At 41.0% G+C, this 15,410-nt stretch carries 14 protein-coding genes and 3 tRNA genes; 9 read left to right on the forward strand and 8 right to left on the reverse strand.

Annotation, left to right across the window (positions count from 1 at the left end; translation table 11 throughout):
• The first annotated feature begins 15 nt into the window (after positions 1-15).
• The 3 genes from tpiA to F4V57_RS06515 all read left to right on the forward strand — a co-directional run bounded on the left by tpiA (position 16) and on the right by F4V57_RS06515 (position 1,264).
• Positions 16-783 carry a triose-phosphate isomerase gene (gene tpiA / locus F4V57_RS06505; RefSeq protein WP_070069067.1) on the forward strand — a complete coding sequence of 256 codons (768 nt, stop codon included), beginning with the start codon at positions 16-18 and terminating at the stop codon, positions 781-783.
• 14 nt (positions 784-797) lie between these two features.
• Positions 798-1,124 (forward strand): preprotein translocase subunit SecG, encoded by a 327-nt coding sequence (secG, locus tag F4V57_RS06510; RefSeq protein ID WP_070069066.1) that lies wholly within the window; start codon positions 798-800, stop codon positions 1,122-1,124.
• Between the two features lie 55 nt (positions 1,125-1,179).
• Positions 1,180-1,264: transfer RNA gene (locus tag F4V57_RS06515), tRNA-Leu, on the forward strand.
• Positions 1,265-1,354: 90 nt separating this feature from the next.
• Here F4V57_RS06515 and F4V57_RS06520 read toward each other — a convergent pair.
• A complete protein-coding gene (locus F4V57_RS06520) occupies positions 1,355-1,744 on the reverse strand; it encodes a diacylglycerol kinase (protein ID WP_070069065.1) in 390 nt (129 codons plus the stop codon).
• Between the two features lie 325 nt (positions 1,745-2,069).
• Between F4V57_RS06520 and F4V57_RS06525 the strand changes: the two genes are divergently transcribed.
• The 6 genes from F4V57_RS06525 (at position 2,070) to F4V57_RS06550 (ending at position 7,745) form a co-directional block, all read left to right on the forward strand.
• A tRNA-Met gene (locus F4V57_RS06525) sits at positions 2,070-2,146 on the forward strand.
• Between the two features lie 84 nt (positions 2,147-2,230).
• Positions 2,231-2,307 (forward strand) — tRNA-Met (locus F4V57_RS06530).
• Between the two features lie 263 nt (positions 2,308-2,570).
• Complete coding sequence (gene rimP / locus F4V57_RS06535) at positions 2,571-3,095, forward strand: ribosome maturation factor RimP (protein ID WP_070069064.1); 525 nt, start codon at positions 2,571-2,573, stop codon at positions 3,093-3,095.
• A gap of 42 nt (positions 3,096-3,137) precedes the next feature.
• Complete coding sequence (nusA, locus tag F4V57_RS06540) at positions 3,138-4,622, forward strand: transcription termination factor NusA (RefSeq protein ID WP_070069063.1); 1,485 nt, start codon at positions 3,138-3,140, stop codon at positions 4,620-4,622.
• Positions 4,623-4,635: 13 nt separating this feature from the next.
• A complete protein-coding gene (gene infB, locus F4V57_RS06545) occupies positions 4,636-7,347 on the forward strand; it encodes a translation initiation factor IF-2 (RefSeq protein ID WP_070069062.1) in 2,712 nt (903 codons plus the stop codon).
• Positions 7,347-7,745, forward strand: coding sequence for a ribosome-binding factor A (locus tag F4V57_RS06550; RefSeq protein WP_070069061.1), 399 nt, complete (start codon positions 7,347-7,349; stop codon positions 7,743-7,745). The genes infB and F4V57_RS06550 overlap by 1 nt, the downstream gene beginning before the upstream one ends.
• A 135-nt stretch (positions 7,746-7,880) precedes the next feature.
• Here the strand turns inward: F4V57_RS06550 and F4V57_RS06555 are convergent, their stop codons facing one another.
• From F4V57_RS06555 to F4V57_RS06585, 7 genes are all read right to left on the reverse strand, one after another.
• Complete coding sequence (locus tag F4V57_RS06555; RefSeq protein WP_070069060.1) at positions 7,881-8,306, reverse strand: Na+/H+ antiporter subunit G; 426 nt, start codon at positions 8,304-8,306, stop codon at positions 7,881-7,883.
• A gap of 9 nt (positions 8,307-8,315) precedes the next feature.
• Entirely contained in the window at positions 8,316-8,591 is a 276-nt protein-coding gene (locus F4V57_RS06560; protein WP_070069059.1) for a monovalent cation/H+ antiporter complex subunit F, read from the reverse strand.
• Positions 8,592-8,593: 2 nt separating this feature from the next.
• A complete protein-coding gene (locus F4V57_RS06565; RefSeq protein ID WP_070069058.1) occupies positions 8,594-9,130 on the reverse strand; it encodes a Na+/H+ antiporter subunit E in 537 nt (178 codons plus the stop codon).
• Positions 9,131-9,134: 4 nt separating this feature from the next.
• Positions 9,135-10,934: a monovalent cation/H+ antiporter subunit D gene (locus F4V57_RS06570; RefSeq protein WP_070069057.1), complete on the reverse strand. Its 1,800-nt coding sequence runs from the start codon at positions 10,932-10,934 to the stop codon at positions 9,135-9,137.
• Positions 10,934-11,302, reverse strand: a complete 369-nt coding sequence (locus F4V57_RS06575; RefSeq protein ID WP_070069056.1) for a Na+/H+ antiporter subunit C — start codon at positions 11,300-11,302, stop codon at positions 10,934-10,936. The genes F4V57_RS06570 and F4V57_RS06575 overlap by 1 nt, the downstream gene beginning before the upstream one ends.
• Positions 11,299-14,133: a monovalent cation/H+ antiporter subunit A gene (locus F4V57_RS06580; protein ID WP_070069055.1), complete on the reverse strand. Its 2,835-nt coding sequence runs from the start codon at positions 14,131-14,133 to the stop codon at positions 11,299-11,301. Before F4V57_RS06580 ends, F4V57_RS06575 begins: the two co-directional genes overlap by 4 nt.
• Before the next feature lie 325 nt (positions 14,134-14,458).
• The gene (locus tag F4V57_RS06585; protein WP_070069054.1) at positions 14,459-15,403 is read right to left on the reverse strand and encodes a tRNA dihydrouridine synthase; all 945 of its coding nucleotides are present in this window, start codon (positions 15,401-15,403) and stop codon (positions 14,459-14,461) included.
• Positions 15,404-15,410 lie beyond the last annotated feature (7 nt).

Genomic DNA, 15,410 nt, shown 5'->3' on the forward strand with positions numbered 1-15,410 from the left:
AGAGTTCTTAAGATAATGACAGCATTGACACCACAAAACTGGGTAATTGGAAACTGGAAGCTAAACCCATATTTCAATGAGGCCAAACAACTTTTTTCTGCAATTGCACAACAATACCAAAATCAAGCAGAACTGCAAACATGCCATGTTGCAATTGCTCCCCCAGCTCCTTATTTAAGCTTTTTTGCTACACAACAGACATTACCGATTGTTGCACAGGATGTATCAACTATTCGTGGTCAAGGTGCATATACAGGAGAAGTTAGTGCAGATTTACTTAAAGAAACAGCAGTAGAATTAGTATTAATCGGACATTCAGAACGTCGTGAACTCTTTGGTGATGATGCCGAAAAATTACAGCAAAAAATTAAAAATGCATTACAAGCTGGCCTCACTATTGTTTACTGTGTCGGAGAAAGTCTGGTACAACGTGAGGCTGGGCAAGCGCAGTCGGTAGTGATCCGGCAATTACAGGAGTTGGCTGATGTCACTCATGATACAGAATGGAAGAATATAATCATTGCTTATGAGCCAATTTGGGCGATTGGTACTGGAAAAACGGCTTCCCCTCAAGATGCTCAGCAGATGCATGCTGCTATTCGGGTATATCTGCAAACGCTAACAACAACGGCAAATCGTATTCCGTTACTTTATGGTGGTAGTGTTAAACCTGAAAATGCGGTAGAGTTAGCAGCTTGCGCTGATATCAACGGTGCATTGGTCGGTGGTGCATCACTGGATGCAGCAAGTTTTATTTCTATTATTCAGGCATTTGCGCAATAAATTAAGGTGGTTTCATGTATACCTTTGTATTGGTGGTACATATTATTCTTGCAGTTTTAATGATTGCGTTAATTCTGGTTCAACAAGGTAAAGGCGCAGAAGCGGGCGCTTCTTTTGGTGGCGGTGGTGCAGCAACTGTATTTGGTGCATCGGGTTCAGCCAATTTTATGACTCGATTAACCGCAGTGTTAACAGCATTATTTTTTGTGACAAGTCTAACGCTTGCAGTATATGCAAAAAAACAAACCCAGTCGGTCTATACTTTACCTGGTGCTGAGCAAACCCAGCAGACACCAGTGTCGAGTGAATCTTCGTCAACTACGCCTGTGAAACAACAATAATATGAAAATAGGACTTTTCTTTTAAAAAGGAAAAGTCTAGAATTCATTCCAGTTTGCGGTGGTGGTGGAATTGGTAGACACGCTACCTTGAGGTGGTAGTGCTTTCGGGCGTGGGGGTTCAAGTCCCCCCTTCCGCACCAATATTGCAGAAACATGCAATATTGTTACTAGACATAAAGGCTTTAACCTACATGGTTTAAGCCTTTTTTGTTGTCTGTATTATTTCCCTGTTAAAGCGTAAATAAGCTAATACCCCATAAGATCATTGTCATGATGAGTGCCAGCATTTGTGCGGCGGAACCTGCATCTTTAGCCCGTTTGGCAAGAGGGTGTATTTCTGATGAAATTAAATCTACATTTGCTTCGAGAGCAGTATTTAATAATTCTGTTACTAGTGAAATAAAAGACAAAGCAATTAATAGCATTTGTACAGATGTTTTAAAAGGTAATATAAATGCCAGCAAAATCAAGCAGCCATGCAACCATAATAATTGTCTAAAGGCAGCTTCATATTGGTAAGTTGCTTGCAAACCACTTTTTGAATATCCGAAGGCATTAATAATTTGCCGAATTCCTTTCTTGCCTTTTAAGTGCTGAGCATCAAACTGTTTAGGTGACATGAGGTTGCTCCAATTGATCATCAAATAAATTTTTCAGCTTCTGCATGTTCTAAAATACCAAGCTTTAAATCATACATTTGAGTTATGACATTCATAATACCGGGGATGAAATAGAAGATATTATCTTGAGAAAAATGATTTTGAGCGGCTTGTTGAGCCCTTTTAGGGTTGTAATATTTAATAATAAAAAAGAATTATTGTTGGATGTTTGAACAGATGAAATAAAAAAATTATACTTTCCCTTGTGAATTTAAAAAAGTGTGTTAAGATGCGCACCTCAGTTAGAAAGCACCAGTGATCTAACTGAGGTGCAAAACAATGTTGATGCGGGATGGAGCAGTCTGGTAGCTCGTCGGGCTCATAACCCGAAGGTCGTTGGTTCAAATCCAGCTCCCGCTACCAATTTCTGAGTATATTGCAATGCACTCGGATAGATCAATCACATTGACTTTTGCAGTTTTAGCACTATAATGCAGTGCATATTGATGCGGGATGGAGCAGTCTGGTAGCTCGTCGGGCTCATAACCCGAAGGTCGTTGGTTCAAATCCAGCTCCCGCTACCAAGTTTCTGATTAGAGGCTCACAATAAAGGTGGGCCTTTTTGCACAGTGGGTTTTAAAAACTGTGTGAAACAAGGGGGCGATATGCGCCCTTTTTTGTTGGCTATTGTGAGTCAAGACAGGAGTTGTATGTATAAAAAGTATGCATGCAGCACAAAAATAAATAGTCATGCTTCACTCATAGCGAATTATTCAGATTGTGTTGAGTAATGTCATGAACCCTTAACACATTTTGAGTCCAATAGATCTAGCAGTGACGAGTAGAAATGAAATTATCCAGTAAGACTCAAGCATTATATGAATTAATCGCACCTGCTGTTGCAGCCTGTGATGTGGAACTGTGGGGAATTGAATTTATTCCTCAGGGTAAAAAATCACTTTTACGAATTTACATTGATAAAGCAGTCGATGAAAATGCTGAACCTGTGATGAATGAAGATGGTGAATTGGAAAAAGGTCGTGGTATTGGTGTACAAGACTGTGTAAATGTCACGCATCAGGTTGGTGGGACGTTGGATGTACATGATCCAATTTCAGGTGAATATGCACTGGAAGTTTCTTCGCCAGGTTGGGATCGTCCATTTTTTAATTTAATACAAATGCAGGCATATATTGGTCAGCAAGTGGCTTTGCGTCTGATCAGTGCTGTTGAAAATCGCCGTAAATTTCAGGCTAAATTAGTAGCAGTAGATGTGGAAAAAGACTTGATCCAGGTTGAAGTTGAAAAGCAGCACATTCTGGAAATCGATAGCCATAACATTGATAAGGCAAATTTAGTTTATCAGGATTAATTTTATTACATTCAATCAGATTATTTAGAATAAAGGTGACTTATGAGCCGTGAAATTCTTACCGTTGTTGAAACGGTTAGTAATGAAAAAGGTGTTAGTCGTGAGGCAATTTTTCAGGCCTTGGAACAAGCTCTGGTTGCTGCGACTAAGAAGAAATTCTACGAAAACACAACAGCATCAGAAGCACGATTGCGTGTGGAAATTGATCGTAAAACCGGTGACTATCGCACTTTTCGTCAATGGGAAGTTGTTGCTGATGAAGACCATGAAATGCCAGCATGTCAGGATGCCATTTCTGATGTAGATCCAAGTGAATGGTCAATTGGTGATATTCGTGAACTTGAAGTTGAGTCCATTGAATTTGGTCGTATTGCGGCACAAATTGCTAAACAGGTGATCGTTCAGAAAATTCGTGAAGCAGAACGAGCATTGGTCGCTGATGCTTATGAATCCAAAGTGGGCGAACTTATCTACGGTGAAGTGAAAAAACAGACTAAAGAAGGTTTTATCATTGATCTAGGGGATGGAGCGGAAGCATATTTGGCGAAAGACGAAACAATTCCTAAAGAAATGTTACGTCCGAAACAGCGTATTAGCGCTATTTTATACAATGTGAATCGTGAAGGTCGAGGTGCACAGCTTTTATTATCCCGTGCCAAACCGGAAATGCTGATTGCATTGATGAAAAAAGAAGTACCGGAAATTGCTGAAGAAATCATCGAGATTAGAGCAGCTGCACGTCAACCAGGTGTTCGAGCCAAAATTTCTGTAAAAACCAATGACCACCGAATTGATCCGGTAGGTGCTTGTATTGGGATGCGTGGTACACGTATTCAGGCTGTTCAGCAGGAATTAAATGGTGAACGTATAGATGTTGTAGTGTGGTCTGATGATCCAGCACAATATATTGCCAGCGCATTGGAACCTGCCGATGTATCGGGGATTGTGATTGATGAAGATGCACATAGTGCAGATATCATTTTTGCAACTAACGAACAATTGGCACGTGCTATCGGTTCACAAGGACAAAATGTTCGCCTTGCATCCGAATTAACTGGTTATAAACTGGATATGATGCTGGAAGATGAATATCGCTCACGTCAGGAATCAGAAGCACAACAATATGTAGATATGTTTGTTCAACGTCTGGATATTGATCAGGAACTTGCTGCTGCACTCGTTGAAATGGGCTTTACTTCATTGGAAGAGGTTGCTTATGTGCCAGCAGAAACTTTTGATGAAATTGGTTTGGATGAAGAAACAGTTGTTGCCTTGCAGGAACGTGCAAAAGAAGCCGCTTTGACTGATGTATTACGCCAACAGGAAAGTATTAAACAGGCTACCGAAGAGTTATTGGGAATGGAAGGTATGACACCTGAAATTGCTCAGGCACTGGCACAACGTGGCATTGCAACATTGGATGATCTGGCAGATCAGGCAATTGATGATATCGTAGATATTGACGGCCTGAATGAAGCGAAAGCAGGCCAACTCATCATGAAGGCACGTGAATCATGGTTTAACTAAGAGGAGTTTATCAATGACGGACAAAACGATCCAGGAATTGGCAGAAAGCGTAAATAGTCCAGTTGACAAGCTCCTTGAGCAAGTTCGCCACGCTGGTTTACCACAACGTAAAGCTGATGATGTCATCAGCACTACGGAGCAAGAAAAACTTGCTGCGTTTAGACAAACAACGACAGGTGCTAAATTGGGTTCAGGTAAAATTACCCTTAAACGTAAAACCACAGGTACGGCAAAAGTTGCAGATACCTCTGGTCGTGCCAAAACAATTAATGTAGAAGTACGCAAAAAACAGACTTTTGTTAAGCCTGATCCTGCAAAAATTGCAGAAGAAGCCAAAGCTAAAGCGGAAGCAGAAGCTAAAGCTCGTCAGGAAACAGAACTAAAATCCAAAGCAGATGCAAAAGCCAAGGCAGAAGCAGATGCGAAAGTCAAACAATCTGAGAATAAAGCCAAAGCAACTTTAGAAGCAATGCGTGCATCGCAGAAAAAGGAAACGGCAAAATCGGATACCAAAACTGCTGTTGTGGTAAAAAAACGTAATAGCAATGCTAAAGTTGAAATTAAAAAAGTTGAAACACCTGAGCAACGTAAAGCACGTGAAGCACAGGCAGCACAGCTTAAAGCAACAGAAGAAGCAGCGCGCCGTAAAGCAGCGGAAGAAGCCCAACAACGTACACTTGAACAAATGCGTAAAATGGCATCGAAGTATAACAACGATGAACATACCACCACAGTTCGGGTAATTGATGATTCGCCATTAGCAGCAGGCCTGGTTGGTCAGGCTTACGAAGATTCTTTCGCGCAAGAAGACCGTGAAATTAAACGTGGTGGCGGAACAAACCAGCGTAGTGGCAAAAAAGGTGGACGTAATGGTCAGGAAGAGCAATCTTTTACTAAAAATCATCATAAACGTGGTTTAAAGACTTCACAGTCAAATAAACATGGTTTTGAAAAACCTGTTAAAAAACAAGTGTATGATGTTGAGATTGGTGCCACTATTGTCGTGAGTGATCTTGCGCAAAAAATGGCAGTGAAAGTTCGTGAAGTCATCAAAGCATTAATGAAAATGGGTGAATTGGTTAATCAAAACCAATCCATTGAACAGGAAATTGCGGCACTTGTTGTTGAAGAAATGGGTCATAATCCAGTTCTTGTTTCTGAAACTGCCGCAGAAGACAATCTGCTTGAAGCAGCAGAAGAAGCACGTGGTGAACAAACCACTCGTCCACCAGTTGTTACCATCATGGGTCATGTTGACCATGGTAAAACATCATTGCTAGATCGTATTCGCCGCTCGAAAGTCGCTGCTGGTGAAGCAGGTGGAATTACTCAGCATATTGGTGCTTATCACGTTACTACAGATAAAGGTATTATTACCTTCCTCGACACACCGGGACACGCTGCATTTACATCAATGCGGGCACGTGGTGCCAAAGCGACCGATATCGTAGTGTTAGTTGTTGCTGCAGATGATGGTGTAATGCCACAAACTGCTGAAGCGATTGATCACGCCCGTGCAGCAGGTACACCAATTATTGTTGCCATTAACAAAATGGACAAAGAATCTGCTGATCCAGATCGTGTACTAAATGAATTAACTGCTAAAGAAATCGTACCCGAAGAATGGGGCGGTGATGTGCCAATTGCCAAAGTGTCTGCACATACTGGCGCAGGAATTGATGAATTATTAGATCTTATTTCAATTCAGGCAGAATTAATGGAGCTTAAAGCTTCTGCTGAAGGTGCTGCACAAGGTGTGGTTATTGAAGCGCGTGTTGATAAAGGTCGTGGTGCAGTCACTTCTATTTTGGTACAAAATGGTACCTTAAATATTGGTGATCTAGTACTTGCAGGCTCATCTTATGGTCGCGTACGTGCCATGAATGACGAAAATGGTCAGCCAATTAAATCGGCAGGGCCTTCTATTCCAGTTGAAATTCTTGGCTTACCAGAAGCACCAATGGCAGGTGATGAAGTTCTTGTTGTCAATGATGAGAAAAAAGCCCGTGAAGTTGCTGATGCCCGTGCTGATCGCGAACGTCAAAAACGTCTTGAGCGTCAAAGTGCAATGCGTCTGGAAAACATCATGGCCTCTATGGGCAAAAAAGATATTCCAACAGTCAATGTGGTATTAAGAACAGATGTTCGTGGTACGCTGGAAGCATTGAATGTTGCATTGTCTGAATTGTCTACCGATGAAGTAAAAGTACGCATTATTAGCTCAGGCGTTGGTGCAATTACTGAATCTGACGTTATTCTAGCCGAATCTTCAGAAGCAGTATTACTTGGCTTTAACGTTCGTGCGGATGCAACTGCCCGTCAAAAAGCTGATGCCGATGGAATCGACATTCGTTATTACAGTATCATTTATGAGTTAATTGATGATGTAAAAGATGCCATGAGCGGTAAGCTTGCACCTGAACATCGCGAAACTATTCTGGGTGTTGCACAGGTTCGTGAAGTATTCCGTTCCAGTAAATTTGGTGCAGCCGCAGGTTGTATGGTCATGGAAGGTGTAATTCATCGTAACAAGCCAATCCGTGTATTGCGTGATGATGTAGTTGTGTTCCAGGGTGAACTCGAATCTTTACGTCGTTACAAAGATGTTGTTGATGAAGTTCGTGCAGGTATGGAATGTGGTCTTGCAGTTAAGGGCTATAATGACATCAAAGCATTGGATAAAATTGAAGTCTATGATGTACAAACCATCAAACGGAGTCTTTAATGTCAGGTCAACGTTTAAAGCGCATGGCGGATACAGTACAGCGAGAGCTGTCAGAATTAATCCGTCTTGAGCTTAAAGACCCACGTCTGGGTGGTCTGGTGACCATCTCCAGCGTGAAAGTTAGTCCAGACTTGGGGTATGCTGATGTTTATGTCACTGTTATGGGACGTGAACTTGATGATGAGCAATCAGAATCTGCACATAAAGAAACACTAGATGTATTGAATAAAGCATCTGGATTCCTGCGTCAGGAGTTGAGTCGTCGTATCAAAACACGAATCACACCACGGTTACGGTTTCATTACGATAAAACCAATGCATATGGGAATTATATGTTTGGTTTAATCGCTGAGGCAGTGAAAGACTTACCACCTCAAGACAAAAAAGATGATGAATAATCATAAAAAGGCCACTCAAAATTGAGTGGCTTTTTTTTATTATTAAAATATTTAACTGAGTTCAATTCAGTACTATTTTACAATAGGTTATTTATTCTATAAGGAAAAATATCATCAGTGAGGTAAAATAAAGAATCAAAGCTGATCTTTATCTTCTTTTGGGGTTAATTCAGGATGTTTTTGGTTACGTGTATTCTTATATACAGGACGTCTAATTTTTTGCCAAGGTAAAGGACGGTTTAAAGCTTCAGGTACATCACCACTGCGAGAGCGCAAATTTAAATGAATGGCTGCTTGTGCCAGCAAATTTGCAGATACGGGTGCAGTAATAAATGCCAATAATGTAATTAAAAGTTCAGGGAAACCAAAACGCCCATGAAATGCAGAATAAATAATAGATGCAATTAAAAAACTACCTAATCCCAGTGTACTGGCTTTGGTTGGTGCATGCAGGCGCATAAATAAATCAGGCAGACGGATCATGCCGACACCCCCTACAAACAGGAAGAATGCACCAGTAAGTAAAAAGAAGGCAACCAGAATTTCCATCAATAATTGCATTATGTTCTCCTAATCAATCACATGACCAGTGGTAAAATAACGTGCCAGTGCAGTGGTTGATACAAAACCTAACATGGCAATGACAAGTGCTTCTTCGAACATGGTAGTGGTTGACCAATAGATTCCTAATACAACAATTAAACAGGTAGTATTTAAAAATAAAGTATCCAATGCCAATAAGCGATCGACAACTGAAGGGCCGAGAATCAGACGAATCAGGCAGCTGGCTACAGAAATTGCAATGATAAAAATGCACAGCATCAATACATAAGGCAAAATAATCATGATCACTGCTCCCGATCGGCTTTTTTCATGGCATGAAAAATTTGAATTAGAGGTTGTTCATAACGTTGTTTAATCTCATCAATTTCAGCTTGTTCATCAACAGTATCCAGACTATGTACCAGAATGTCGCCACGCTGTTGATCGATCCCTGCTGAAACTGTACCGGGTGTTGTGGTAATAATCATGGCCAGTAAAGTATTCACCTGTTCATGTTGGGTATCCAGTGGAACCCGAAACCATTTTGGGTGTAAACGGTGTGCTGGTCCTAAAACTAGTTTTGCTACTCGAATATTACTTAAAATAATATCCTTGAGAACCACGAAAAATAATTTCACTGCTGCGAGCCAGTTAAGATCAGGTGTGCGCACAATAAAATTTTGCATTAATTTTGGAATGAGCCAACCCAGAAATAATGCCAGTAGTAGATTGCCGCTGGATACACTGTGTTGCAACATCAGCCACGCCAATACAACGATACCAGATACCAAAGGGTGCGGAAAAACTTTGAAAATAAAATGATTAACTGCCAGTTTTATCATAATTTTACTCCGCTGGTACCAATTTAGCATCTTGATCAGGCGATGCAGCATGTTGTTCTGCAATTTTCTTTAATTTTTCCTCAGGAATATGCTCACCTTGTAAAGTTTTTGGTGAGATAATGTAAGGAATATATTGTTGATATGGATCATCTGAGGTTGCACCATATTTCAATTCAGGCAGATAGTTCGAATCAAAGGGTTGAACACTGATGACATTTTGTGTTGCATCTGTTTTAAGAATTGTTTGCTGGTACAATGTTTTATCCATGAGCTGTTCAGCCGTGGCATAGGTATAACGGTACACGGGATCTGCACATACTGCATAGAGTATAAGTGTCGCTAGAAAAACATATATGACATGGTTAGCCCGAGCGGTCGGTTGATCCGGCAAAGTCTGGTATTGTGCAAAAGTCTCATCTTCAGGGTTGTTTTCAGCAGGAGTTGCCCGCCAGAATAGAATGAAACCGTTGCGTACAAAAGCCAGAATACTGAGCAAACTGACCAATAAAATGGCCAAAATAATCCAGATTTGCTGTGCATGATAGCCTGTACCCTGTAATAGTAAAACTTTACCTAGAAAACCACTGAATGGGGGTAACCCTGCCATTATCAGGGCAATCAACAAATATAAAAGACTGAGTAAACGCTGTTGTTTGACGACTGGTGCCAATTTAAGATGATCTTTAAATGTACCTCGTTGTACAGTAATCCATTCTGCCAGTAGGTAAAAACAGGCTGCAATCAGGGTACTGTGAACCAGATAATATAATGCAGCAGCCCAGGTTTGTTGTGTGAATAAGCTGATTCCAATCAGAATGGTACCTAATGAAGAGATGATCATAAAACCAATCATGCGGCGTAAGCGTTCTGCACCAATTGCACCAATCACCCCGTAAATACTGGTAATAACGCCCAATATTAATAACCACTGTTCGAATAAACGTTGACCTTCAGGATCGCTAAAAACAGTGCCATTAACTCGTAAAATTGCATAAATTCCGACTTTGGTCATTAAAGCAAAAATTGCTGCAACTGGGGTTGCTGCAACAGCATAGGTTTTTGGTAGCCAGAATCCTACCGGAAAAATAGCGGCTTTAATGGCAAAAACCACCAGTAACAACATGCTGCCAGCCAATGCCATTTGATGTTGGCTATCATCCAGATTTGGAAATAGGCGAGCAACATCGGCCATATTCAGACTGCCAACATTTGCGTAAATCAAGCCTAGCCCGATCAGGAAAAAAGAAGAAGCCAACAGGTTGATAATGACGTAGTGTACGCCCATGGTAAATCTGGATTTGCTGTGGCCATGTAATAATAAAACATAAGAAGCCATCAGCAAAATTTCAAAGAATACAAATAGATTGAACAAGTCTCCTGTCAAAAAGGCGCCACACATACCCATGAGCAAAAAATGGGACATAGCATGGAAATAACGGCCACGTTGATCCCATTCAGCACTGGCATACCACAACACAGGTACAGCCAAAATATAGGTCAGCATCACCATGAGTGCTGATAGGCGATCGACCACCAGTACAATACCAAAAGGTGCTGACCATTCACTGAGTTCGTAATGCTGAATTTGTCCAGAATTGGCAAAAATCAACATCATTACTGCTAAAATAAAACCAAGTATGGTAGAGCTCAGGCTAATTAAATGTCTTAAAGGTTGGCGCCAATCTGTTTTGAGTGTACCGGCACCTGGATTCCCCAATAAAATTAAAATAAAACCGGTAATGGCGGGTACAAGAATGCTCAGAATCGGAAAATGTTGCTGCCAGAAATCTACAAATATATTCATCAAGGCGTATCCTCTCGTGGATCATATCCGGATTCAGGATCTTCCTTGGCATCGACATGATCATTTCCAGATTCATAGCGACTTCTTAATGCCAATTGAACAATAAACGCTGTGGTGGCAAAGCCAATCACAATCGCTGTAAGAACTAGCGCTTGTGGTAGAGGGTCAGTAATTTTGCTGGTTTCAGTCAAAATTGCAGGAGAACTCAATTGCAACCGTCCCATACTGAATAAAAAGATATTGACGGCATAACCGATCATCACCAAACCAAGCACTACAGGAAAAGTACGACGGCGAAGTAATAAGTAAATTCCGGTAGAGGTAACAATTCCAACACCTGAAGCGATTAAAAACTCTAGACTAATCATGGTTTATTCTCCGGTACAGGGCCAGACATTGAGGAATGGCGGGAGTCACCTAAAATGGAAATCAGTAACATGGTTGCACCGACAACAGTAATATAGACACCCACATCAAATGCTGCTGCCGAGGCCAGATGCAGCTCGCCAATCACAGCAGGATGGACGTGAATATGTGCACTGGTTAAGAATGGCCGTTCCCATGCCCATGCAGCCATACCGGTAATACCTGCAATACACAAACCTACACCAATCCAGATTTCATATAATCGCCCTGAGTTGGCTTTGAGTCGGCGTTCGGCTTCATCTTGTCCTAATGCGATATATTGGATAATCAATGCCATGGCGGTGATCAGACCAGCAATAAAGCCACCACCTGGTAAATTATGTCCACGCAGGAAAATATACAAACTGACGACCATGGCCAGTGGTAATACCCATGACATTGTAATTCTCACCATCAACGGCGATGGATTAAAACGATAAGTTAAACCTTGCGTCATGGTGGTACCATGTGCCCGCATACCATCCATCATGCATAAAGCACCAATTGCTGCAATACCCAGTACGGTGATTTCACCAAAAGTATCGAAACCACGGAAATCTACCAAAATGACATTGACCACATTAGAACCGCCACCTAAAGGCAACGATTGCTGGATAAAAAACCATGAAATGGATTGATGTTCACTGGTCAGGACTAACCATGTTAACCAACCTAATCCCAAACCACCGATGATGGCCAAAATGGCATCTCTCCAGCGTTGCGAACGTTTTGATTCATAGGGCGTCAATTGTGGTAAGAGAGATAAACTCATCAGTAATAATACGGTTGTTACCGTATCAACTGTAATTTGAGTCAGTGCCAAATCTGGAGCTGAAAGGGTAATAAATACAAGCGTGACGACTAACCCAACTGCACCACTGATCAATACTGCTTTAATTCGTTCGTGATGAAACCACAGCATCATCCAGCATGCAGAAATTAAAATAAACCAGAAAATAATGGCGATGATAGGGGCATGAATTAATTCTCGATTGCCTTGTTGTAGTGGAGAATCATATAAAGGCAATAAAACCAGTAATATACAAAAGCATAAGATGGTAAACAGATAACGTTGCAGGGAGCCAGTCTCGGTATTTTTTTTGATTTTACGACTGGTCAATAATAAGGATCTTAGAAATAAATCAAATAAAATTAATCCTCTGAACTTACCTAGCACAGGATCAAGATCAATATGACGAATACGTCCGTCTTTTGCCAGAATAAAATAAAATAATGCACCACCTAATAAAGCTGTGATACTCATGATCAATGGCATATTTACACCATGCCAGATTGCCAGATGTACCGGGTCAAAAGCTGTATGTGCAACCGTAGCCGTGGTCACAATATTAACAATATCTTCAGCAAAAAAAGCAGGTGCAATGCCAACAAGAAGACATAAACTGGCCAGTAGTGCTACGGGCGCCAACATACCTTTGCCCGGTTCATGAATATCTGATTTTGGCAGAGGCTGTTTACCGTGTTTTTGATCCAGAAATACGCCATGAAACATGCGTAAGGAATAGGTTACGGCAAAAATACCTGCCATTGTTGCTGCGGCAACGATTAATCCCAAAATGATTCCAGACTGGCTATGCAGTAATTCGGTAAAAAACATTTCCTTAGAAATAAAACCGTTGGTAAACGGTACGCCTGCCATTGCCGCACAGGCAATCATAGTTAAAGTTCCTGTGATGGGTAAAAATTGCCAAATACCACTCAGTTTGCGTAAATCTCGTGTTCCAGTTTCATGATCTACAATTCCGGCAATCATGAATAGTGAAGCCTTAAATGTAGCATGATTTAAAATATGAAAAATTGCTGCGGCAATGGCCAACGGTGAGCCAATACCAATGAGTGTCATGATTAATCCCAGATGACTAATGGTAGAGTAGGCCAGTAAGCCTTTCAAATCTTCCTTAAAAATGGCAAAAAAGGCACCCATACAGAAGGTGATAAGTCCGATTGTGGTCACGAGGCCATGGAACATGGCTGAACCAACAAAAATTGGCGAAAGCCGAAGTAATAGAAAAATTCCGGCTTTGACCATTGTGGCAGAATGTAAATAGGCGGAAACCGGTGTTGGGGCTGCCATAGCATTAGGTAGCCAAAAATGAAAAGGAAACTGGGCACTTTTGGTGAAAGCACCTACTAAAATCAAAAGTAGAATCGGCACAAAATATGGGCTTGCCTGAATCAGATCGGCTTTGGCAAAAAGCTGATCAATTTGATAGGTTCCGGTAATTTGCCCAAGTAGAATAAATCCCCCAAGCATACATAAACCACCTAATCCGGTAATGGTTAATGCCATGCGCGAACCACGTTGGGCGGCTTCATAACGTTGCCAGTAACCGACCAGTAGAAAAGAGGAAATACTGGTTAATTCCCAAAATACCAGAAGTAACAATAAGTTATTTGAAAGTGAAATTCCCAGCATTGCAGCCATAAACAGCATTAATAAGCTATAAAGTTTGGCAAGCGAATTTTTTTCACTTAGATAATAATAGGCATAAATAAAAATTAAAGTTCCAATACCACTGATCAGCATGGCAAACATTAAACTTAATGCATCCAAGCGCAAATCCAGATTCAGTCCGGCACCCGGTAACCAGTTAAGTTGATATAAAATGGCGCCTTGTTGTTGTAAGGTGGGCAAATAACTTGCCAATAAGACAAAACACAAAAGGCTGATACCTATTGCTGCAATTGCCGTGATGGCACGTGAAATTTTATCTAATCCCCACACCAGGGTTGTCCCTAAGATTAGCGGTAGTAGAATAATTATCAGCAGCACTGTTTTATCCCATTTTAAAAGTGATGAATAAAAATTTGGAATGCAGCAACTCTGATCATAGAGAAGTACATTCGATATATAAAGCAATTAAGTAAGATAAAAAAACATCAAACGCATGGTCATGGATTGTATTGCGCAAACTTGACAAAGCGATAAAGATTAACCAATGCAAAAAGAATTTTATATTGGAAAAATCGATAATAATATAGATTTAAATCTCTGACAAGCTGAAAATTTCAGCAACTTGTATATAAATGAATAACATAAAAATTCATTCCCAGCAATGCCATTACAGCATTGTGGTAGATCTCCTGACCAATCATTGTTATTTTTTGAAATTTTTTGAAATCTGTAAAACTTGATTAAGTTCAGATAAGACTTTGATTTTTTTAACGTGTTGCCAGAGTTGCTGTGCTTCAGGATAGGCTTTGCTCATCATGCCAAGCCATTGTTTATAGCGACCAATCAAGCCAACTTCAGTTTTATACACGCCATTTAAAAAAGCCAGTTGGAGTTGCAATAATTCAGACCATGCCAAGCGTTGTTGATCATGTCCTTGACGAATACAATTCACCAGATCAGGGGTGGTGACTGCACCACGTCCAATCATCAAATCGACACATGCAGATTGTTGTTGGCAGGCTTTGGCATCAGCAACACTCCAGATCTCGCCATTGGCGATGATGGGTATTGTTAATTGCCTTGTAATGGGCAGAATTTTTTCCCAATAAGCAGGTGGTGTATAACCATCTGCCTTGGTACGGGCATGTATGGTAATCCAGCTTGCCCCTGCATTTTGTAATGCAAATGCATTGTCCAATGTATGTGCTTCATCCAGATAACCCAGACGCATTTTTGCAGAAACCGGAATATGGGCAGGAACAGCATCACGGACAGCTTTGACGATGTCATGTAGTGTTTCCGGCTCATCCAGTAATACTGCACCGCCACGATGACGATTGACAGTTTTTGCTGGACAACCAAAATTTAAATCAATGACGGGAGCACCGAGTTCAACAGCTCTGATGGCATTGGCTGCCAGCATTTCCAGATTATTTCCCAGAAATTGTACGTGGACAGGTGTGCCAGAAGCGGTTTTTCCACCGTGTTTTAATTCCGGGCAATAACCATAGTAAACATGATCTGGTAGAACACTATCAGTCACACGGATAAATTCGGTCACACACCAGTCGTATTGTCCGACTTGCGTCAGAATGTCCCGCATTAACGGATCGGTTAGGCCTTCCATTGGTGCAAGTACAAGTTTCACAAGTAGA

This window comes from Acinetobacter qingfengensis (assembly GCF_008693185.1).
Taxonomy (GTDB): domain Bacteria; phylum Pseudomonadota; class Gammaproteobacteria; order Pseudomonadales; family Moraxellaceae; genus Acinetobacter; species Acinetobacter qingfengensis.